Origin of the sequence: Achromobacter sp. NPDC058515 (genome assembly GCF_042721735.1) — a bacterium.
GTDB lineage: Bacteria > Pseudomonadota > Gammaproteobacteria > Burkholderiales > Burkholderiaceae_B > Achromobacter.
The window spans coordinates 5,751-26,307 of record NZ_JBHXNI010000017.1; the positions used below are offsets into that span (position 1 = coordinate 5,751).

General features: G+C 66.6%; 20 protein-coding genes. 12 read left to right on the forward strand and 8 right to left on the reverse strand.

Features of this window, described 5'->3' with window-relative positions; all coding sequences use genetic code 11:
• The 6 genes from ACFWP0_RS24365 to ACFWP0_RS24390 all read right to left on the reverse strand — a co-directional run.
• A partial coding sequence (locus ACFWP0_RS24365; RefSeq protein ID WP_377846480.1) for a type VI immunity family protein occupies positions 1 to 1,122 on the reverse strand: 1,122 nt, incomplete at its 3' end.
• Positions 1,119 to 1,946, reverse strand: a complete 828-nt coding sequence (locus ACFWP0_RS24370) for a VRR-NUC domain-containing protein (RefSeq protein ID WP_377846482.1) — start codon at positions 1,944 to 1,946, stop codon at positions 1,119 to 1,121. The genes ACFWP0_RS24370 and ACFWP0_RS24365, both read right to left, overlap by 4 nt.
• The gene (locus ACFWP0_RS24375; RefSeq protein ID WP_377846484.1) at positions 1,940 to 4,588 is read right to left on the reverse strand and encodes a type VI secretion system Vgr family protein; all 2,649 of its coding nucleotides are present in this window, start codon (positions 4,586 to 4,588) and stop codon (positions 1,940 to 1,942) included. The genes ACFWP0_RS24370 and ACFWP0_RS24375 overlap by 7 nt, the downstream gene beginning before the upstream one ends.
• Positions 4,589 to 4,708: 120 nt before the next feature.
• A complete protein-coding gene (locus ACFWP0_RS24380; RefSeq protein ID WP_377846486.1) occupies positions 4,709 to 5,026 on the reverse strand; it encodes a DUF1634 domain-containing protein in 318 nt (105 codons plus the stop codon).
• Positions 5,023 to 5,874, reverse strand: coding sequence for a sulfite exporter TauE/SafE family protein (locus ACFWP0_RS24385; protein ID WP_377846488.1), 852 nt, complete (start codon positions 5,872 to 5,874; stop codon positions 5,023 to 5,025). The genes ACFWP0_RS24380 and ACFWP0_RS24385 overlap by 4 nt, the downstream gene beginning before the upstream one ends.
• A gap of 14 nt (positions 5,875 to 5,888) precedes the next feature.
• Positions 5,889 to 6,632 (reverse strand): GntR family transcriptional regulator, encoded by a 744-nt coding sequence (locus tag ACFWP0_RS24390; RefSeq protein ID WP_377846490.1) that lies wholly within the window; start codon positions 6,630 to 6,632, stop codon positions 5,889 to 5,891.
• A gap of 141 nt (positions 6,633 to 6,773) precedes the next feature.
• On the opposite strand from ACFWP0_RS24390, the gene ACFWP0_RS24395 reads away from it, so the two are divergent.
• From ACFWP0_RS24395 to ACFWP0_RS24405, 3 genes are all read left to right on the forward strand, one after another.
• On the forward strand, positions 6,774 to 7,931 hold the full coding sequence (locus ACFWP0_RS24395; protein ID WP_377846492.1) for an NAD(P)H-dependent flavin oxidoreductase: 1,158 nt from the start codon (positions 6,774 to 6,776) through the stop codon (positions 7,929 to 7,931).
• Positions 7,932 to 8,012: 81 nt separating this feature from the next.
• Positions 8,013 to 8,663 (forward strand): TetR/AcrR family transcriptional regulator, encoded by a 651-nt coding sequence (locus tag ACFWP0_RS24400; RefSeq protein WP_377846494.1) that lies wholly within the window; start codon positions 8,013 to 8,015, stop codon positions 8,661 to 8,663.
• A complete protein-coding gene (locus ACFWP0_RS24405) occupies positions 8,660 to 11,227 on the forward strand; it encodes a PEP/pyruvate-binding domain-containing protein (RefSeq protein WP_377846496.1) in 2,568 nt (855 codons plus the stop codon). The genes ACFWP0_RS24400 and ACFWP0_RS24405 overlap by 4 nt, the downstream gene beginning before the upstream one ends.
• Here ACFWP0_RS24405 and ACFWP0_RS24410 read toward each other — a convergent pair.
• Together ACFWP0_RS24410 and ACFWP0_RS24415 are read right to left on the reverse strand one after the other, a co-directional pair.
• Positions 11,224 to 12,696 (reverse strand): ATP-binding protein, encoded by a 1,473-nt coding sequence (locus ACFWP0_RS24410; RefSeq protein ID WP_377846497.1) that lies wholly within the window; start codon positions 12,694 to 12,696, stop codon positions 11,224 to 11,226. The genes ACFWP0_RS24405 and ACFWP0_RS24410 overlap by 4 nt on opposite strands.
• Complete coding sequence (locus ACFWP0_RS24415; protein ID WP_377846499.1) at positions 12,693 to 13,421, reverse strand: response regulator transcription factor; 729 nt, start codon at positions 13,419 to 13,421, stop codon at positions 12,693 to 12,695. Before ACFWP0_RS24415 ends, ACFWP0_RS24410 begins: the two co-directional genes overlap by 4 nt.
• Before the next feature lie 142 nt (positions 13,422 to 13,563).
• Here ACFWP0_RS24415 and ACFWP0_RS24420 point away from each other — a divergent pair, with 142 nt between their 5' ends.
• The 9 genes from ACFWP0_RS24420 (at position 13,564) to ACFWP0_RS24460 (ending at position 20,472) form a co-directional block, all read left to right on the forward strand.
• A complete protein-coding gene (locus tag ACFWP0_RS24420; protein ID WP_377846501.1) occupies positions 13,564 to 14,193 on the forward strand; it encodes a cytochrome b/b6 domain-containing protein in 630 nt (209 codons plus the stop codon).
• Positions 14,194 to 14,203: 10 nt separating this feature from the next.
• The gene (locus ACFWP0_RS24425) at positions 14,204 to 14,995 is read left to right on the forward strand and encodes a molybdopterin-binding protein (RefSeq protein ID WP_377846503.1); all 792 of its coding nucleotides are present in this window, start codon (positions 14,204 to 14,206) and stop codon (positions 14,993 to 14,995) included.
• A gap of 40 nt (positions 14,996 to 15,035) precedes the next feature.
• Positions 15,036 to 15,362 (forward strand): pentapeptide MXKDX repeat protein, encoded by a 327-nt coding sequence (locus ACFWP0_RS24430; protein WP_377846505.1) that lies wholly within the window; start codon positions 15,036 to 15,038, stop codon positions 15,360 to 15,362.
• A 64-nt stretch (positions 15,363 to 15,426) separates the two neighbouring features.
• On the forward strand, positions 15,427 to 15,927 hold the full coding sequence (msrB, locus tag ACFWP0_RS24435) for a peptide-methionine (R)-S-oxide reductase MsrB (protein WP_377846507.1): 501 nt from the start codon (positions 15,427 to 15,429) through the stop codon (positions 15,925 to 15,927).
• Positions 15,928 to 15,958: 31 nt separating this feature from the next.
• Positions 15,959 to 16,666 carry a peptide-methionine (S)-S-oxide reductase MsrA gene (gene msrA / locus ACFWP0_RS24440; RefSeq protein ID WP_377846509.1) on the forward strand — a complete coding sequence of 236 codons (708 nt, stop codon included), beginning with the start codon at positions 15,959 to 15,961 and terminating at the stop codon, positions 16,664 to 16,666.
• Positions 16,667 to 16,987: 321 nt separating this feature from the next.
• Complete coding sequence (locus ACFWP0_RS24445) at positions 16,988 to 17,869, forward strand: LysR family transcriptional regulator (RefSeq protein ID WP_377846511.1); 882 nt, start codon at positions 16,988 to 16,990, stop codon at positions 17,867 to 17,869.
• Positions 17,870 to 17,990: 121 nt separating this feature from the next.
• Positions 17,991 to 18,878, forward strand: a complete 888-nt coding sequence (locus tag ACFWP0_RS24450) for an NAD(P)-dependent oxidoreductase (RefSeq protein ID WP_377846513.1) — start codon at positions 17,991 to 17,993, stop codon at positions 18,876 to 18,878.
• A gap of 14 nt (positions 18,879 to 18,892) precedes the next feature.
• Positions 18,893 to 19,843, forward strand: coding sequence for a Bug family tripartite tricarboxylate transporter substrate binding protein (locus tag ACFWP0_RS24455; RefSeq protein WP_377846515.1), 951 nt, complete (start codon positions 18,893 to 18,895; stop codon positions 19,841 to 19,843).
• Positions 19,844 to 19,893: 50 nt separating this feature from the next.
• The gene (locus ACFWP0_RS24460; protein ID WP_377846516.1) at positions 19,894 to 20,472 is read left to right on the forward strand and encodes an amino acid synthesis family protein; all 579 of its coding nucleotides are present in this window, start codon (positions 19,894 to 19,896) and stop codon (positions 20,470 to 20,472) included.
• Positions 20,473 to 20,557: the final 85 nt, after the last annotated feature.

Genomic DNA, 20,557 nt, shown 5'->3' on the forward strand with positions numbered 1-20,557 from the left:
GTACCACCAGCCTTCGGAAGGAATCAGCTCGCCCACGACGACGTGCGTGGGCGTGGGCTCCACGGGAACCGGGCCTGGCGCCAGGCCGCGGCTCTCGGGCGTGGGCCAGTCGCTGTCGTCGTCGAAGCGGGCCAGCCAGCGCTGGGTGTCGCGGCGGTTGAAACGCTCATTCGGATCGCCGTCCCATTCGCCGAAACCGATCAGGTCCAGCTGCGGGTGGCGTATGCGCCTGAGCAAGCGGTTGAGCAGGACGGGCAGTTCAGGCAAGCCGTTTTCGACGGGATAGAGCTCGGGTTGCGGGCCGAGTTCGATCCATTGCCCGCAGCTGAGCGTATCGATGCGGATTCGCGGGTCGTTGAGGCGAGTGGCGACGTCCTCGCGGGTGATGGAGAGCTTTTCGCGCCAGGTGTCGGAGAGGAAGAATCCCCAGGTGGGCGGCCGGATGCCGGAAGGAAGGTCGGGCGTATAGGTCATGCCGAACGGATAGTCGGTGTCCAGGCCATAGAAATGCGGCGTCAGCGCGCGGTCCCAGACTGCAACTTCCGAACGCATGCCAAATGCCAAAGGGTTTGCCATGGCGAAGCCACTGTATACCTGCGCGGGCTTCAGGCGGCCGATGGTGTCGAGAACCAATCGCCGCCAGGCGTCCTTGTTGTCCAGCCACCATTGCCATCGAAAGTAGAGCTGTATGGACGAATACCCCGCCCCATCGTTGCCCCGATACGACTGTCGCCACAAATAGGCGGCAGTCGCGGGAGAACTGTTGTGGTTCTTCTCGTCGGTGAACTTTACGTAGAAGGCCTTGTCCAGGGGCGTTTTTTTTGCCCATTCGCGCAGGTCCCCCAGTCGTTTTGAGCCATAGGGATGAGGTCGCTCGGAGTCGGGATGTGTCGCAATAGTGTAAGGATTTCCGAGAAACCTTTCGAAAGCTTCATGGACGTCGACCATGGAGAGTGTGGTGTGAAGGTAATGGGCGGGATCATAGGTGAAATAGAACGTGATGAACGGCGTCACCGACATTTCAAAATCGCCATGATTGACCACGTAGTTCGGCCATTCCTTCAATTCCGAGATCATCATGGCGACCATATCTTGATCGAGCAGCGGATTGACAGTGCTCATCGGCGCCTCCCAGGCTGACCTTTGTTTTGACCGTCGGCGCCAGATTTGTAACCTGTACAGTCCTCCGGTATTCGGATAAGAGCCACTTTATTCTTGTCTCCGTTCATGAGAAAAACGTAGTCGTTCATTTGCATGTCCCTCACCCAATCATTCGGAAACTTGATCTCCACCGCCGCAAAGACATTCCCCACTTCGAACGGCTGCTGGCGATACTCCACGATCACCAGATCCGGCGCCAGGCTTCCTCGCGGGCGCGGCCAGAAGGGGAAGTATTCGCTGACCCGCCTCGGACGAGTCGGCGGATCTCCCAGCATCGCAGCGTATGTTGTTCCGCTGTAATTCGGCTCAGCCTTAAGCGGGCTTTGCCATCCCAGCAGGTCGTCCACCGCTTCAAACACCAATGATGCCGTCGTCTGCTTCAGTGCGATGTCAATCGTGGTTTCGATGACCTCGCCGGGAATCTTCTTGCGTATCCGCCGCGGCACGGTGATCGGCGACTTCAGCGCCCATTGGCACACCGTGCTGATGACGGGCCGGAACGGTATCTTGCGCTCGATGTAGTGGTGGTAAGTCATGTTTTCGTTGCGGCCTCGCGATACCGTGGAGTTGCCGCCCGTCCGCACGAACGTCGAACTCTTTTTTTCGATCTCTTCCTTCATGCCCTTGACCACTTCTTTCAGGACAATCTCAGCCTCCTTCTTGCGCTGATTGATCTGAGCCAGCGTTTCCGCCGCCTCGACCGCCGTTTGCGCGGTTTCGTAGGCGGCGTAAGCGCGATAGGCGCGATATCCCCAGATCAGGGCCGCGGCAGCAGGCGCTACCATGGCGCGTCCCCTTCCCCATGTTGATCGAGGAACTCCTCGTCCCGCAGGCCCGGTTCCGGAAAGTGGGGATTGGCGACGTCCAGCTCGCCAACCAGCGCGTCGGGATCATCGGGGATTCTCTGGTCATCGCGCATGATGGTCTTGTAGGTTTGCACGCTGCGTGCTCGCGGCGTGTCGATGAACTCCGTTTCGCCGTTCTGGTCGGTCAGGCCCTCCAGCAGCAGCGTGCCGCCCGCCATGATGCGATAGCGGTAGCGTTGAAAATCTCGTTCGTCCGTCTTGCGCAGCCGGAACCGGCCGGCGTAATCGCCGGCGGCAGCCTCGGGAGACTTGAAGGCGGGCAAGGCCGCGCTGCGGCCGGTCGGGCCCGAGAAGTTATGCGAAGCCGCCTTGACCGTGAAGGTTCCGGGCATGCCCAGTTCGATGTTGCCGCCGGCCATCCTGATGTACGCCCCCGCGCAAAGCAGCGTGATGTGCTTGTCCGCGCCGATCAGCACATGCTGTTTGCTGGCGGTGATCTCGACGCTTTGATCCGCCTGGACCCGGATGTGGTTGCGCTGCGCCTGCAGCAGCATCTCCCCTTGATGCGCAATGTGGCGCATGTCGCCGCCTTGGGTGAACAGGCCCAGATCGCCGCCGGCGTTGACGACCACCCTTTCTCCGGCGCTGATCTGCTGGTTCTGTTGGGCGATGCTGTCGATGTGTGCGCCTGCGGTCAGCGTGATGCCGGCGGGGGTTCCCGCGGCAATGCCCGCGGGCGCGCTGAGTGCAATCGCGGATTGGCCGCCATCGCCCGGACCGTCCGCCTCGTCGTTCGCCCCGCCCCCCAGGTCGCGGACAGCTTCCGCCAACGACTGCTGCGGCGCGGCGTCGTGCGCCACCCCTTCATGCTCGCCCGCGTATTCACCCAGGTTCCGCGCCAGTTCCAACGCTGCTTCCAGCACGCCGACGATCTCCGAACGGTCCAACTGGCCGCCCCGGGCCCGAATCCGCGCCTCGGTGGTCAGCAGCAGGCCTTTGGCCGCGCGCAATGCCCCGCGCTCATCCGTGCGCAGCTCAAACCCCTCTCCCCTGGGCTCGCCGCCCGAGGGGCGCGGGTGTGTCAGATACCCCAGGTGCAGCGCCGTCGCGCCGTGATCGCTCATCAGCGCCGCGCTGATCTGCTCGGAGGTGTCGTCCAGGCGAAGTTCGTTGGCGCGGTTGCCCTTGTGTTCCTTGCTTTTGATGGTGTTCAGGATGTTGTGGCGCGGCAATTCATAGGGCGGCAGGTTGGTTGCGCAATAGGTCCGGCCCACGATCAAAGGCTGGTCGCAATCGCCGTCCACGAACTGGACGATGACTTCCTGGCCGATGCGCGGGACGGCCATGTGCCCCCACAGCGCGCCGGCCCAGTTCTGCGACACGCGGATCCAGCACGAGCTGTGTTCATCGTGGCGGCCCAGGCGGTCCCAAGGGAACTGCACCTTGACTCTTCCCCAGGAGTCGCAAAACAGCTCCTCGTTCGGCGGGCCGACGACGGTGGCCATCTGCGGGCCGTCGATGCGAGGCTTGGGGCAGGGTTCGGGCTTCCAGTCGACCTTGTCGGGGACGAGTTCGGCCGTGTAGTGGTACTGCGTGCCTTGCTCGGAACCCGCGCCCTCTTCTTCCTGGCTGGCGTGCTGCACGCCGTGATGCCGCATGCGCACCGGTCGCCAGCCCTGGTTCCATTCTTCACGCGGATGGCCGGTCAGGTCGAAGGCGAGGCCCGGGGCCAGGCGCGCGTCGTCGCCTTCCGCGAACGCCACGCGCGCATCGCGGCGCCGGCCCAGCAGCCGGGTGTGCGTATAGGGTTCTCCGGCCTCGTCGCGCTTGTATCGGCCGGGATAGTCGTAGCGTTCGTAGCTCGGGGCCTGATGGTCCAGGTCGGCGGCGACAGGAGAGTGTTCCTGGTTGTACCGGGGATTCGTGTAGGTATAGTCGCGCTGGGTCTGCACCGCGGTGCGCACGCGCTCGGCGTAGGCGAACCGGCGCAGCGCGGGCTCGGGCTGGTCGCCGCCGGCGGCGGAGTTGTAGACGACCGGGCCGCCTTCGATTTCACCCTGGGAGTAGATGCTGTCTGCGTGGATCAGGCGATGGCTCTTCTCGGCGTGTTCGTAGCGGTAGAAATAGCCTTCCTCGGCGGCCAGGCGGTGAAGGAACTGCAGGTCCGTGTCGCCGGCCTGCACGCAATATTCTCGGGGCAGGTGTTCAGCGGCGGTGATTTGCTCGTAGTCGGAGATGCCCTGGCGCTTGATGACATCCGCCATGATCTCGGGCGCCGGCAGGTGCTGGTAAATGCGCCAGTCGGAACAGAGCGCCGCGCGGGCCAGGGAGGGCTCGACAACGGCCCGGTAGCGCGTGCGCTGAAAGCCGGTGTCGGCCTGCTCGAACTCGGAGACGATGCCGTGGATATGGCGTGTGGCCTGCGCGCCGCGCCAAATGGTGAACAGCGCGGGCTGGTCCAGAATCGCGCCGAAGTCCACTGCCGCGTCAAAACTGGAGAGCTGCACGCACAACCGGTAGGGCTCTGACAGGGCCTCGTCCAGCGTGAACTCGATAACGTCGAATGGCGCGCCGCACACGGGCGCGAAGGTGAAACGCAGGTCTCTTGCATGCGATGGCACGGTCCCTCCCGGAGCCTCAGACGGATGCCGGGATCTTGCTCAACGCAGACCAGGCTTGTCTATAAGACAAATCCGATAATGAGGCGAGCTGGGCGGCCAGGAAAAGCGGCGCCTGCGGCCTCAGATCTCAATCGCCACTCCAACCGCGATGATGGCCAGCACCAGGCCCGCGATAGCCGTGTAGACGTAGTCGCGCTCGCGCAGAAAAATCGCCAGCATCAGCGCCACCCGGGCGACCGGCAAGAGAATGAACATCGCCACGCCGGCTTTCACCACGTCGTATCCGCTCCATGGAAGTGCAAGCGCCGCCGCAAACGGCGCGGCGGCCGTCAACAGCACGCCCGCTGCGACCAGGGCGCAGGCGAACCACGTTCCGTGCCAGAGCAGTCCGGCAATGACCTGCTCCGTCCGGTCGACATTGTCCGATCCAGGCTTCATCCCGCCCTCCCCAGCAGATGTATTCCGAAGGCGCTCAGCAGCATTTGCGCCGCCAGCAACGCCAGGACGATAACAAAGAAGATGCGCAACTTGTCGGCCGGCAGCCCCATCAGCAGACGCGCGCCGACGAGGGCGCCGACGACCGAGCCCAGTGCGATCGGGCCGGCGATGCCGATGTCGATGTCGCCGCGCACGAAGTAGGCGCCGGCGCTGGCGGCGGCGGTCACGCCGATCATGAAGTTCGAGGTGGCGGACGAAACCTTGATGGGGAGCCGCAGCGCGGTGTCCATCGCGGGAATCTTCAGCACGCCCGAGCCGATTCCCAGCAGAGCGGAGATCAGGCCCGCCCCGTACATCAGCGCCATGCCGAGCGGAACGCGGCCGACCTGGTAGCGCACCTCCCGTCCCGACGCGTGGTCGGGAAAGCTGGAATGCAGGCGGAGCATCGTGGCCCAGGCTTTGGCGTCCGGGGCGCTTGCGTCGATCGCCTCGCGCCGCCGTGCAAGCATCTGCCTGGCCGACAGCGCCAGAATCGCGGCGAACAGGCCATACAGGAGCGATGTTGACGCGATGCCGACCAGGAACACGCCCGTCAGCGCGCCGAGCGTCGTGGCGGTCTCCAGCACGATGGCCAGCCGGATATTGGTCAAGCGGCCCTTCAGAAAGGGCGCTGCGCTGCCGCAGGAACAAGCGATCACCGACACGAGACTCGCGCCGATCGCGACATGGATGTCCACGCCGAACAGCAGCGTGAGGATGGGCACGATAAAGATGCCGCTGGCCATGCCCAGCACGCCGCCCAGGGCGCTTGCCCCGAAAGCGGCCGCGAATAACCACAGGATTTCCATTGCGTGGCCCTTCGTCAGGTACGTTCGCGGGGACGCCGCGCCAGGCGCGTGACGAAGCTGATAAGGTCGCCGCGATAGTGCAGCTTTTCGTAGTCGATGGGCCGCTGGCCGGTCGTGTAAGACGTGCGCTCGATCAGGAAGACCGCGCTGCCTGGCCCGACGGCGAGCGCGCGCGCGACCTCGGGCGCAGCCGTAATGGCTTCAAGCCGGTACTCCGCCTCGGTAAGCGGCAGATCGTATTTGTCTTCAAGCAGCGAGAAGATCGGCTCGGCGTCCAGGTCGTGGGTGACGACCTGCTCGCCAATGTCGCGCGGCAGATAGGTTTCGTCGAAGGAGATGGCGACGCCGTCGGCCAGCCGGACACGCTGAATCCGCATCACCAGAGTCCCGGCAGGCACGGCCAGCTGCCGGGCAACGTCCGCGTCCGCCGGCACAATCTGCTTGTCCAGCAGCCTGGCGGTCGGGGTGCGTCCGAGCGCGAGCATGTCCTCGACGAAGCCGGTCAGCTCGGTCAGCTCCTGGGTGATCCTCGGTTGCGCGACGAAGGTGCCCTTGCCGCGCCGGATCTCCACCAGGCCGCGGGCCACCAGGTTCTCGATCGCTTTGCGCACCGTCGTGCGGCTGACATTGAAGCGCGCTATCAAGCGGGCTTCCGTCGGAAGCTGGCTGCCCGGGGCGAGGATGCCGCCGGAAATTTCAGCGGCCAGGGCTGCTTCCACCATGGCGTATTGAGGGCCGTATTCTGGGTTCGGATTCATGCCGTGATCATGACATCATGATGTCATGATGTCAAAGCCAAAAGCATGCCCGCCATTACCGCCCCGCTTGATCCTGCGCAAGGCGGGGGCTTCCCCCTTGCCCTAGCCTCTGTTCTCTTGACCAGAGGAAAGACTCATATCATGACGTGGTTCAAATCACTCACCCTCGCCGGACGCGAGTTGCTGCCCATCGTCCAGGGCGGCATGGGCGTCGGCGTATCCGCTCATCGCCTGGCCGGCGCGGTTGCCAGCCAGAACGCCGTGGGCACCATTGCCAGCGTCGATTTGCGCCATCACCACGCCGACCTCGTGGAACAAACCGAAAAATGCAATGACCGCGACATGATCGACAGCGCCAACCGCGAGGCGCTGCACCGCGAAGTGCGCGCCGCGCTGCAAACGGCGCAAGGCCGCGGCCTGGTGGCGGTCAATGTCATGAAGGCCGTGCGCGACCATCCTGCCCTGGTGCGCCAGGCCTGCGAAAGCGGCGCGGAAGCGATCGTGATGGGCGCGGGCCTGCCGCTGGACCTGCCGGAGATGACGGCCGACTTCCCCAAGGTGGCGCTGGTGCCGATCCTGTCCGAAGCGCGCGGCGTGGCCGCGGTGCTGAAGAAGTGGATGAAAAAAGGCCGTCTGGCGGACGCCGTGGTCATCGAACACCCGGGCTATGCCGGCGGCCATCTGGGCGCGGCGCGGCTGACCGACCTGCACGACGAGCGCTTCGACTTCAAGCGCGTGCTGGCGGATTGCCATGCCCTCTTCGGCGAGCTGCAGCTGGGCCGCGACGCCCCGCGCCTGATCGTCGCGGGCGGCGTCGGCAGCCATGAGCAGGTGCGCCACTGGCTGGCCAACGGCGCCGACGGCGTGCAAGTGGGCACCGCCTTCGCCGTGACCCACGAGGGCGACGCGCACGAGAACTTCAAGCGCGTGCTGATCGATGCGGACCCGGACCAGTTGGCGGAATTCACCAGCGTGGCGGGCCTGCCGGCGCGCGCCGTGCCCACGCCGTGGCTGACGCGCTACCTGCGCCAGGAAGGCGCCCTGCAGGCCAACACCCGCTCGGACCCGCGCCGCTGCAGCCAGCGCATGGACTGCCTGAGCCAGTGCGGCCTGCGCGACGGCATCGCGAAGTTCGGGCAGTTCTGCATCGACCTGAAGCTGGCGGCCGCCATGCGCGGCGAAGTCGGCCGCGGCCTGTTCTTCCGCGGCGCGTCCAAGCTGCCCTTCGGCAGCGCCATGCGCTCGGTGCGCGAACTGATGGACTACCTGCTGCACGGACAGATGCCCACCGCCGCATAAGCAAGTCGCCGAGGAGGCGGATTTCCCTAAAATAATTGAACGACGTACAATATTATTCGTCGTTCAATTATTTTATCCGCCATGTCCTCTATCGACCCCTTTCTGTCCGACGCCAACGAGCCGGACACCGGCCGCCGCGAACGCAAGCGCCAGCAGACGCTGGACCATCTGGCCCAGACCGCCTACCGCCTGTTCGAGACGCTGGGCTACGACGCGGTCACCATGGAACAGATCGCCGCCCAGGCGGATGTCTCCAAGGGCACGCTGTACAACCACTTTCCCGTCAAAGAGGCTTTGCTGGCCCATCGCTTCCACGGCGAACTGGCCGCCACGCTCGCCGAGCTGTGGCCGGCGCTGCAAGCCTTGCCCACCCTCGCCTTGCGGCTGACACGGATGCTGCATGCCTCGGCGCATTGGTCCGAATCGCATCGCGCCTATCTCGGCCCCTACCTGCGCTATCGGCTGGCTACCCTGCAGCCCGGCGGACGCGACAGCGAGCGCTACCCGCGCAGCGGCCTGCAAACCGTCTTCGCCACGCTGATCCAGGACGCGCAGGCGGCGGGCCAGGTGCGCGCCGACCTGGCCGCCGACCTGCTGGCCCATCACATGCAGTTTCTCTACCTGGGCGCCATGCTCCGCTGGCTGGACCTGCCCGGCGCCAGCCTCAAGTCGGAATTCGACGCCGCGGTCAGCCTTTTCGTGCAGGGCGCCGCCTCGGGGAGCTCGGCATGACTGCCCTGGTGCTGGACTGGGCGGCCGCGGCCCAGGCCGGTCCCCTGGCGGCCGGCGGCAAGGGCTGGCAACTGGGACGCATGGCGCAATTCGGCGTGCCCGTGCCCGACGGCTTTGTGCTTGCGGCGCAGGCCAGTTGGGAATACCGGCCCGGCCAGGATGTGCCGCCGGCCGTGGCCCAAGCCTTGCATGAGGCGCTGCGCGCGCGCGGGTGGCTGGAGCGTCCGCTGGCGCTGCGCTCATCGGCGCCGTTGGAAGACTCCGCCGGCGCCTCGTTCGCCGGCATCCACCTGTCCTGCCTGAACCTGCGCGGTTCAGCCGAAGCCCTGCAGGCCTTGCGGCGCATCTGGGATTCCCTGTGGACGCCCCACGCCCATGCCTACCGGCAGCGGCTGGGCCTGGCGCAGGACCCGTCGGCGTCCGGCATGGCCGTGGTGGTGATGCCCATGGTCGACGCGGCGGCCTCCGGCATCGCCTTCACCCTGGACCCCGCCACCGGACGCCACGACGAGATGCTCATCCACGCCAACTGGGGCCTGGGCGAATCGCTGGTGAACGGGCAGGCAGAGGGCGACGAATACCGCCTGCGCGAAGACTATCTGCGCCAGGCCTGGCCGCTTGCGGCGCGCCGCATCGGCGCCAAGCGCCATGCGACCTGGCCCGCGGCCGGCGGTCCGGGCACGACGCTCGCCGACACTGCCGCCGCGCGCGCCGCGCAGGCCGTGCTGACCGATGCGCAGGCGGAGGCGCTGGGCGATACCGTGCGCGACGCCGCCCGCGCCCTGGACTATGCCGGCGGCGGCTACGACATCGAATGGGTCTGGGACGGACAACGGTTCTGGATCGTGCAGGCCCGCCCCATCACGGCGGCCGCGCGCCACACCTATCCCGCGCTGCGGGAGCAGCCCGCGTACTGGTCGCGCGGCAACACCCGCGAGGTCTTGCCGCAGCCCATGTCGGCGCTGGAATGGGACGCGGGCCGCGTGATGGCCCAGCGCATGCTGACCTGCGGCTTTGAACTCAGCGGCTACGTCGCCCTGCCCGGCGTGAGGCTGGCGGCGCTGTTCCAGGGCCGCGCCTATCTGGACGCCTCGGTCATCCAGTGGGTGGGCTACGACGCGCTGGGCGTCAAGCCTCGCGACATGAATGCCCTGCTGGGCGGCCCCCAGCCCGAGATCGAGGTGCCGCCGCTGACGGTCGCGCAGCGCCTGCGGCATGGCGCGCGCATCCTGCGCTATCTGCGCCGGGCCGCGCCCTTGCGGCGGCAGACCGCCGCCGATCTGCCCGTGCTGCACGCCCGCGCGCAGGACTGGCTGGACGCGCCCCTGCCCGATTCCAAGGCGGGGCTGGGCGCCCGGCTGCGCGAGCAATTCCAGACTGTGCTGGCCGCGGACGAACTGTTCTTTCTGCAGGGATCAGGCGGCGGCGCGCTCTCCAAGCTGCTGGAACTGGTGGAAAAGGCCGTCCCCGGCGAGGGCCACGCGCTGACCGCCGCGCTGATGGCGGGCGGCGAACCCAGCGTGACCGCCGCGCAAGGCTATGCGCTGATGGAGCTGGCGGGGCTGGCCGCGCAGGATGCGCAGGCCCTGGCCTGGCTGCGCGCGCCGGACCGCGACAGCGCCGCCTGGGCCGCCGCGCTGCCCGACGGCAGCGCCTTCAAACAGGCCTTCGCCGCCTTCCTGCATCGCTACGGCCACCGCGCCGTCTACGAAACCTATCTGCGCAACCCGCGCTGGCGCGAAGCGCCCGGCTACCTGCTGGACAGCGTGCTGAACCTGATCGGCGCCGATCCCGCCGCGCTGCGCGCCCGCCAGGACGCGGCGGCCCGCCAGGCATGGCAGCGCGTGCGCAAGGCTTTGCCCTTCTGGCAGCGGACGCTTGCCGCCAAGCTGCTGGCCGCGTCCCGTATCGAAGGCAATCAGCGCGAAGCCGCCCGCAGCGTGCTGGTGGCCTACCTGGCCGTCGCGCGCAAGAGCGCGCTGGAACTGGGCAGGCGCATGGCCGGCCCGGACGGACTGGCGGCCGCCGGCGACATCTTCCATCTGAACGCCGCCGAGATCTTCGCGCTTGCCGAAGGCCGGACGGCGGCGGCGGCCCTGGGCCGCCGCGCCGCCGCAAGACGGGCGCAGCTGGAGGCCTGGGCCGCCTTGCCGGACCTGGACGTCATCACCGAGTACGCGAAGGAAGGCGCCACGGTCCCCGAATCTGGCGCGCGGGCAGCCAGCGATTCCCCCGACACATGGCGCGGCACGCCGGTGGCGGGCGGCCATGCGCGGGGACGCGCGTTTGTCGCCCGCACGCCGGACGAGGGCCTGGCCATGCCGGCCGGCGGCATCCTCGTCGCTGCCTCCTCCGACCCCGCCTGGACGCCGCTGTTCCTGCGCGCGCAAGCCCTGGTGATGGAGGCCGGCGGCTACCTGTCGCATGCCGCCATCGTGGCGCGGGAATTCGGCATACCCGCCGTGGTCAACGTGCAAGGCATCCTGCAAGGCGTCGCCACCGGCGACATGCTGGATGTGGACGCCACGCGGGGCACGGTGCGCCGCGTGCCGGACGCCGGCTAGGGCCCCGTCGCCAGGTCGAACTGGAACACCGCGCCGGGGCCGGCGCGCTCCACCAGCCGGATCTCGCTCTGGTGCAGCTGCAAGATGCGCTGCACGATCACCAGCCCCAGGCCCCCGCCGTCGCCGGGGCCGCGATTCAGCGCGGAAGCCCGCGTAAACAGCCCCGCGCGCAGCTCCAGAGGAATGCCCGCGCCGGAATCGCTGACCTGCACCCGCACCCGGTTGCGGTCCAAACCCAGCTGAAGCTCGATCCGACCGCCCGGCGGGCTGTGACGAATGGCATTGTCCAGCAGGTTCGTCAGCACCCGTTCGATCAGCCCCAGGTCCGCGCGCACCGGCGGCAGCGCCTGCGGAATGTCCGTGGTCAGCCGCTGCTGGCGCGCCTCGGCGGCCAGCTCGAATTTCTGGATCACGTCCTGCACCAGTTCGGGCAGGGAGAAGGTCTCGGGCTCCAGCCGCACCAGGCCGGACTCCAGCCGCGCCAGCTCGAAGAGCTCCTGCGCCAGCCGGCCCACCTTGCGGCTTTGCGCCAGGGCGATGTCCAGGTAGCGGCGGCGCTCGCCTGCGTCCAGGGTCTCGTCCTTGAGCCGCAGCGTTTCCAGGTAGCCGTGCAGCGAGGTCAGCGGAGTGCGCAGGTCGTGCGAGATATTGGCGACCAGGTCGCGCCGCTGCTGGTCCTGCCGCGTCAGCTCGCGCCACTGGTCCGAAATCCGCCGGCCCATCTGCGCGAACGTGCGCCGCAGCACCACGATTTCATCGCCGCTGCGGTCCGGCACGTCGCCCGGCTGCTCCAGCGCGGCCAGCGCCCGGCCGTCGTCGCCGTCGAAGGCGCGCACCGCCCGCGTCAGCCCGCGCAGCGGACGGGTGATCAGGGCGAAGGCGGCCAGGCCCGCCGCCAGCCCCAGCAGCGCCACCAGCGCGATCGACCACAGTGTGGTCCGCAGCACCGAACTGCGCGACACGGACATGGCCAGCGCATCGTGCGCCTGGCCCTGCAGCACCACGTAGACATAGCCCTTGTCCTGCCCGTCCACGCGCACGGGCGCGGCGCTGAACACTTTCTTCGCCCCCAGGCTGCGCGGATCGTCGCCCGCGATAGGCAGCATCCCGCCCGCCAGCAGGCGCTGCACGGGCGCCAGATCCACGCGGTCGCGCTTGATCTGGCCCGGCGGCGCGGCGTCGCCCACGATGCGGCCATCGTTGGACAACAGGTAGACCTCGACCGCCGGGTTCACCGTCATCAGCATGTCGAACATCGAACGCACCGCGCCGGGCTTCCAGCCGTCGGCGTCCATCAGTTCCGTGGCGCCGGCGATGTGTTGCGCCAGCCCGCTGGACAGGCGCTGCACCACCTCCTGTTCGTAGCGCGAGTTGGCGGCGACCTGCAGCCAGGCCGAGGCCCCGCAGCAGGCCAGCAGCAGCAGCGCGAACACGCCGGACAGTCGCTGGGTCAGGGTAAAGCGTTTCATGTCGGGCCTCCCGCGCCGCCCGGTCCCGCCGCGAACTTGTAGCCCCGGCCCCAGACAGTCAGGATGCGCTGCGGGTTGGACGGGTCGGCCTCGATCTTGGTGCGCAGCCGGTTGATGTGCGTATTGACGGTGTGCTCGTAGCCTTCGTGCTGGTAGCCCCACACGTGGTTCAGCAAGTCCATGCGCGAAAAGACCTTGTCCGGGTGGCGCGCAAAGAAATGCAGCAGGTCGAATTCCCGCGGGGTCAGGTCCAGGCGGCGCGCATCGACATCGACCGTGCGCGCGATCGGGTCGATGGACACGCCGTGCAGGGCCAGGCTGCCGGCGTCGATGCGCGCATTGCGCTCGATGGCGTCGCTGCGGCGCAGGAGCGCGCGCACCCGCGCCACCAGCTCCAGCATGGAAAACGGCTTGGCCAGGTAATCGTCCGCGCCCAGCTCCAGGCCCAGGATGCGATGCACCTCGCTGGAACGGGCGCTGGTGATGATGATGGGGGTGTAGCGCGCCATGGCGCGGGCCCGCTTGCAGATTTCCAGGCCGTCGATGCCGGGCAGCATCAGATCCAGCACCAGGGCGTCCCAGCCGCCCTCTTCCAGGCGGCGCATGCCCTCGTTGCCGTCGGCCGCGTGCTCGACCGCATAGCCCTCGTCCCGCAGATGCAGGCGCAGCAGCTCGGCGATGTGGGCGTCGTCTTCAACTATCAGTACGCGTCGGGGCGTATCCATGGGGCGCTCTGGAGGAATCGATGGGGCTATTGTCGCCAATCCGGGCAGGCGAAAGATCACATTTAATTTAACTTTGCGTGAGGACTTCGGTATCGGCCCCGGGGAAGAATGGCTCCAACGACAGCAAGCCCCGGAGACGCCCATGTTGGCCCGCCCCCTCATGCACGATACGCCATCCGCCCTGCCCGAAGGCGCCATCCACCCCGGCTGGCTGCGGGCGACGCACTGGATCAACGCGCTGGCCGTCGTCGTCATGACGATGAGCGGCTGGCGCATCTACAACGCCTCGCCCTTGTTCGACTTCGCCTTTCCCAACGGCATCACGCTGGGCGGATGGCTGGGCGGCGCCCTGCAATGGCACTTTGCCGGCATGTGGCTGCTGTTTGCGAACGGCATTCTGTACCTGGCGCTGAACATAGCCACCGGCCGCCTCTGGCGCAAGTTCCTGCCCGTCACCCCGCGCGGCGTCGCCCGCGACCTGGCCGCGGCGCTGCGCGGCAAGCTGTCCCATGCCGATCCGCGCCGCTACAACCAGGTGCAGCGGCTGGCCTATCTGTTTGTCATGGCCGACGTCGCCGTGCTGATCCTGTCCGGGCTGGTGCTGTGGAAGCCGGTGCAATTCGACCTGCTGCGTGAGCTGATGGGCGGGTATGAACTGGCGCGCCGGGTCCACTTCTTTGCCATGGCGCTGCTCACGGCCTTCGTGGCCGTGCACCTGGCGATGGTGGCGTTGGCGCCCCGCAGCCTGATCGCCATGATCCGCGGCAAATAAGGAGCATTCCGTGAGCGAAAAACGACGCCTCTCGCTGCTGGGCCTGGACGGGCCGGCCATCCTAAACGAAGCCAGGAAGCTGCTGGACAAGCGCGTGGAGCAACCCTCGCGCCGCGCCTTCCTGCGCCGCACGCTGACCCTGGGCGGCGTGGCCATGCTGTCGGGGTGTTCGCTGTCGGACGACGAGCACGTGGAAAAGGCGCTGTCCGCCGTATCGCGCTTCAACGACCGCGTGCAGGGCTGGATCTTCGACCCCAACCAGCTCGCGCCCACCTACCCGGAATCCATGATCACGCGGCCCTTTCCGTTCAACGCCTATTACGGCATCGACGAAGTTCGCCACGTGGACGAGGAATCCTTCCGGCTGGAGGTGACCGGCCTGGTGGCCGACAAGCGCCGCTGGCGGCTTGAGGAACTGCGCGCCATGGCGCAGACCGACCAGGTGACGCGGCACATCTGCGTCGAAGGCTGGAGCGCCATCGGCAAATGGGGCGGCGTGCCGTTCTCAAGCTTTCTCAAGCGCGTGGGCGCGGACCTGGGCGCCAAGTACGTGGGCTTCAAGTGCGCGGACGACTACTACACCAGCATCGACATGCCCACGGCGCTGCACCCGCAGACCATCCTGGCGCTGACCTACGACGGCCAGACCCTGCCCCCCGAATACGGCTTTCCCATGAAGCTGCGCATGCCCACCAAGCTTGGCTACAAGAACCCCAAGCACATCCAGGCGATTTTCGTCACCAACACCTACCCGGGCGGTTACTGGGAGGACCAGGGCTACAACTGGTTCGGCGGAAGCTAGGTGAAACCCCTCTTGCCCCTCTCCATCCAAGGAAATCATCATGAAAGCACTCACCACCGCCGCATTGTCCCTGTGCCTGGCCTTTGGCGCCACGGCCGTCCACGCCGCCGACAACATGGGCAAGGACGGCATGTCCAAGAGCGGCATGTCGAAGGACGCCCCGGCCCAGGGCGGGATGAAGAAAGACTCCATGTCCAAGGAAGGCATGTCGCATGACGGAATGAAGAAGGACTCGATGTCCAGAGAAGGCATGTCCAAGGGTTCGATGTCGAAGGATTCGATGTCGAAGGATTCGATGTCGAAGGACTCCATGTCCAAGGATTCCATGGGCAAGGACGCCATGGGCAAGGACGCGATGAAAAAGTAGGCCCGGGCGCCAGCCGGCTCCCCGCCGGCCCTCCCCGCCGTCCTTGCTTTCAACGGAGCACGCCATGACACTCAATCGCAGACACTTCCTGGGCCTGGGCGGCGCCGCAGCCATGGCGGCCGGCCTGGTCCCGCTGCTGGCCGCCCGCAGCGGCCCCGCCGCCGCGGCCGCGTCCTTTCCCTTTGCCTTGACCGACGCGCAATGGCGCGCACGGCTGACGCGCGAGCAGTACCAGGTGCTGCGCCGCGAAGGCACGGAACGGCCCTACACCAGCCCGCTCAACGACGAACACCGCAAAGGCGTCTTCGCCTGCGCGGGCTGCGCCCACCCCCTCTTTTCCTCATCCACCAAGTTCGACAGCGGCACCGGCTGGCCCAGCTTCTGGCAACCCCTGCCCGGCGCCGTGGGCGAAACCCGCGACCGCAGCTTCGGCATGACCCGCACGGCAGTGCATTGCGCCAACTGCGGCGGCCATCTGGGCCATGTCTTCGACGACGGCCCCCGCCCCACCGGACTGCGCTATTGCATGAACGGCGTGGCCATGACATTCGCGCCGCAGGCCTGAGCCGCGGACGCCTCACCCAGGATCCGACACCATGTCCAAGCCTCTACCTATCCGCAGGCTCTGCGCCGCGCTTGCCGCTGCCGGCGGCCTGCTGGGCGCGGCCGCGGCGCCCGCCGCCGAGCGCGCCTTCATCATCCCGCCTCCCGCCGCCGACCAGGCCAAGAATGCCGCCGCGCAGGAAAAAGCCGTCATCGCCGGCGGCTGCTTCTGGGGCGTCCAGGCCGTGTTCCAGCACGTCAAGGGCGTGAGCGGCGCGGTTTCCGGCTATGCCGGCGGCCAAGCCGCCACCGCCAACTACGACGCCGTGAGCGGCGGACGCAGCGGCCACGCCGAAGCCGTGGAGATCACCTACGACCCCAGGCAGGTCAGCTATGGCCAGCTGCTGCAGATCTACTTCTCGGTGGCCCATGACCCCACCCAGCTCAATCGCCAGGGCCCCGACCACGGTACGCAATACCGCTCCGCCGTGTTCCCCGCCAACGACAGCCAGCGCAAGGTGGCCGAAGCCTACATCGCCCAGCTGAACCAGGCCGGCGTCTACCCGAAGGCGCTGGCCACCCGGATAGAGCCGCTGCAGGCCTTCTATCCCGCCGAGGACTACCACCAGGACTACCTCGTGCGCCACCCGAACAGCATGTACATCGTGATCAACGACATCCCCAAGATCGAGAATCTGGCGAAGACCTTTCCGGAGCGGTATCGGGACAAGCCGGTGCTGGTCAATGCGTCACGGCCGTGACACCCTGTTTTCCGTTGACGTAAACTCAACCCTGCTTTACGGGGCAAGGTCCATGACCTCGCCCCGCCCTCCGACCGACCTGCTCGGCAAACTCCCCGACCCACATGTTCCAAACGGAATAATCGCCTGGAACTCACCGCGACCGCAGAGAGATTGGCCACGTGTGCTTGTTCCGCAACGGCTGCGCTTTGCAGGCGTGCGTCCCGAAACGCAGCCGGTCACGGCGCTTGCATAACGAGGGAGGCTTGCAATAATCCCCAGGTCGCCGCAGCGCGGCATAAACCAATAAGAATCCAGGCAGTCACCAGGGGAGACACCCACATGCGCTTTAGCCTGCGCCAAATGGAAGTATTCAGGGCAGTCATGCTGACGGGCTCGATCAAGGGGGCATCCCAGCTATTGTTCACGTCGCAGCCCGCGCTCAGCCGCATCGTTGCGCACACCGAGCTGACGCTGGGATTGACGCTGTTTAACCGGGTAAAGGGAAAGCTCATTCCCTCCGTCGAGGCCGAGGCCCTGTTCAGGGAGGTTGACCAGTGCTATCAGCAGGCGCTGCGCGTGGATGACTTTGCGCGCGGCCTGATAAGCGGTCCGTCCGGGGTGCTGAACCTGGCCTGCAGCCCGGCGCTAAGCCGCGGCATGGTGGCCATGGCGATCACCCGTTTTGCCCAGCAGTATCCAAATATCCAGGTCAACTTCCACCTGACACTCCTGAATCACATGGCGCAGGATCTGCTGAGCAACAAGGTCGACCTGGCCATTTCCGTGCTGCCTGTCGAACATGCCAACCTGCGCGCGACGCCGTTCATGGAGGGGCGCATGGTTTGCGTCGTGCCGCAAGGACATGTGCTGGCGCAGCACGAACGCGTGAGCATCGCCGACCTGGCGCGCTATCCGCTGATAGCGCATCACCCCAGCATTCCGTTCGGCCAACTGGTCTCGGCGGCCTTCCACAACGCCGGCATTTCCTTGCAGGCCAGCATCTATATCCACCAGACCGACATGGCCTGCAGCCTGGTCCGGGCTGGGGCCGGCGTGGCCATGGTCGACCAGTTCACGGCGGAGGGCATGGCGTGGCCCGACATTCAGGTCCTGCCGCTTGCCGAGGACATTCCGCTGTACCCCAGCATCGTGCGTTCGGCCTTCGATACCGGAAAGAGTCACGCCGAGAAGTTCGCCGAGATCTTGCTCCGGCGCGATTAACCTGAAGCTATACCCCATTATCGAATCAGCACTCGCCCAGTCCGGCCCGAATCTCTAGGATTTCGCTCATGACGCCGGCTTCAGGCCGGCGCGATAGGTAAATCCTGTGGAGACGGCAACAATGAAGTTGGGACTGATAGGCTTGGGCAACATCGGCCAGCATTTTGCAAATCGCCTCTTGGCCGCGGGCCATGAATTGATCGTGCACGATCGTTCTGCCGCTGCGCAAGCGCGCATCGTCGCGCGCGGTGCTCAAGGCGCGGATAGCGTAGAGGCGCTGGCCGAGCAATCGCCGATCGTGTTGCTGTGCCTGCCCATGCCGGCGGTGGTGGCCGACGTCGGCGCGCAACTGGCCCGGACGAAAGGCGTGCGCATCCTGGTAGACCTGTCCACCACAGGCCCGTCGGTGACCAAGGCGGTCGACGCCTTGATGGCCGCACAGGGCATCGCCATGATCGGCGCGCCGGTCAGCGGCGGCACCGTGGCGGCCGAAAAAGGCACGTTGGCCGTCATGGCAGCCGGCCCCAAAGACGCCTTCGACGAAATCGAGCCCGCCCTGCGCGTGATCGGCAAAAACGTGTTCTACCTGGGCGCCGACCCCAGCCTGGGCCAAACCACGAAGATCATCAACAACACGCTCTACGCCACCAGCATGGTGGCCAGTTGCGAAGCCCTGGTCTATGGCGTGAAAGCCGGCCTGGATCCCAAGACGCTGCTGGACGTAATCAACGTTTCCAGCGGACGCTCGTTCGCCACGCTGGAACGCATTCCGCAATGCGTGCTGGATCGCAGCTTCCCGGTGCGGTTCACTACGGAACTGCTGCATAAGGACGTCAAGATGTGCATCGACGAGGCAGAGAAGCTTGGCGTGCCTATGTCGGTGAACCCGGCCGCGCGCCAGTTCCTGGCCTTTGCCATTTCACAGGGCGACGGCCAGCGCGACAACGTCTACCCGATCCGGCACATCGAGCAATGGGCTGGCGTGGAATTCGGCTCCAAGCCCGAATGAAGCGGAGCCGAACCATGAAGCGACGCCTGCTCTGCGCCTTGCTGGCCGCCTTGCCCGTGCTTGCCTGCGGCGCCTATCCGAACAAGCCGGTGCGATTGATCGTGCCCTTTACGCCCGGCAGCATCACCGACGTGGTGGCGCGCTCTGTGGCCAAGGGACTGGAGAGCGAACTGTCGCAACCGGTGGTCGTGGAGAACCGGGCAGGCGCCAACGGCATCGTCGGCACCGCTTCGGCCATCCGGTCCGAACCGGACGGCTACACCCTGTTCATGGTTGGGGTCAGCACCGGCGCCAGCAACGTCAGCGCATTCAAATCGCTGCCCTATGATCCGAAAAAGGACTTTGCGCCTATCGGGCTGGTCGCCGAGGCGCCTTTCATGCTGGTGTCACGCAGCGACCTGCCCGTCAGGAACGTCAAGGACCTGATCCGCCACGCCCGCGACAATCCCGGCAAGCTGACCTATGGCTATGGCTCCGGCAGCGCGCAGCTGTGCGGGGCGCAGGTCGTTTCGATGGGCGGGTTCTCCGCGACCGCCGTGGCCTATCGCGGCGTTCCCCAAGCCATGACGGACCTGATGGGCGGCGTGATCGACTTCACCATTGCCGACATGGTCAACGGCCTGCAACAGTCGCGGGCCGGACGCGTCACCGCGCTGGGCGTGACCAGCAAGCAGCGCTCGACGTTGGCGCCCGAACTGCCGACCTTGGCCGAGGCCGGGCTGCCGGACTATGACCTGAGCGTATGGTTTGGCATGGCAACGCCCGCTGGCACGCCCGCCGACGTCATCGCGCGCGTCAATACCGCCTTGGGCAAGGCATTGGCGTCGCCGGCGCTGCAGCAGCAATTTGCCACCAACGGCCTGACAGTGCGGACCTCGACACCCGATGAGTTCCGGCAACTGATCGCGTCGGACATCGAAAAGTGGGGCGCCATTTTCGTGGCCGCCGGCCTGGCCCCGCAATAGCGCCTCGCGCCGTCGTCCGTTTTCATTCCGAACACAAGGAGCAAACCAGCATGGCCATTCAAATCCGCAAGAAGTTGTTGAACGTAGAGTCGATCTATCACGAGGGCGGCCCGGTGCGGGACAAGCCGATCAAAATGGCGTCGATAGCGGTGATCATCAAGAATCCCTATGCCGGCCGCTACGTTGAAGACCTGTCCCAACTGGTCGAGGAATCCAAGCTGCTGGCCCGGGACATCGTGCCCGAACTCATGGACGCTGTCGGAGGCCCGCAGAACGTTGAGGCCTATGGCAAGGGCGCAATCGTCGGGCTGAACGGCGAGCTTGAGCATGGCGCCATCTGGCACGAGGCGGGCGGCTGGACGATGCGCGCCGTATTGCCCAAGGCCAAGTCGATCGTGCCCGCCGCCAAGGTCGTCGCCTCGGCGGGCACCCGCCTGCAAATCCCGCTGCATCACATCGAAGCCTGCTACGTCCGCAGCCACTTCAGCACGATGGACGTCGGCGCCATCGACAGCCCGCGCCCCGATGAACTCCTGTATGCGCTGGTTGTGTCCACAGGCACTCGCGTGCATGAACGCCTGGGCGGCCTGCGCGCCGACAATCTGACCGTGGGCGACGGACAACGCTGAGCCATCCCGCGTCCGTCCCATGGCGGGCTCGGGACTTCATGCGCGGCAGTACCCTGGCGGCGCGCCGCCGGGCCATTCATAACGA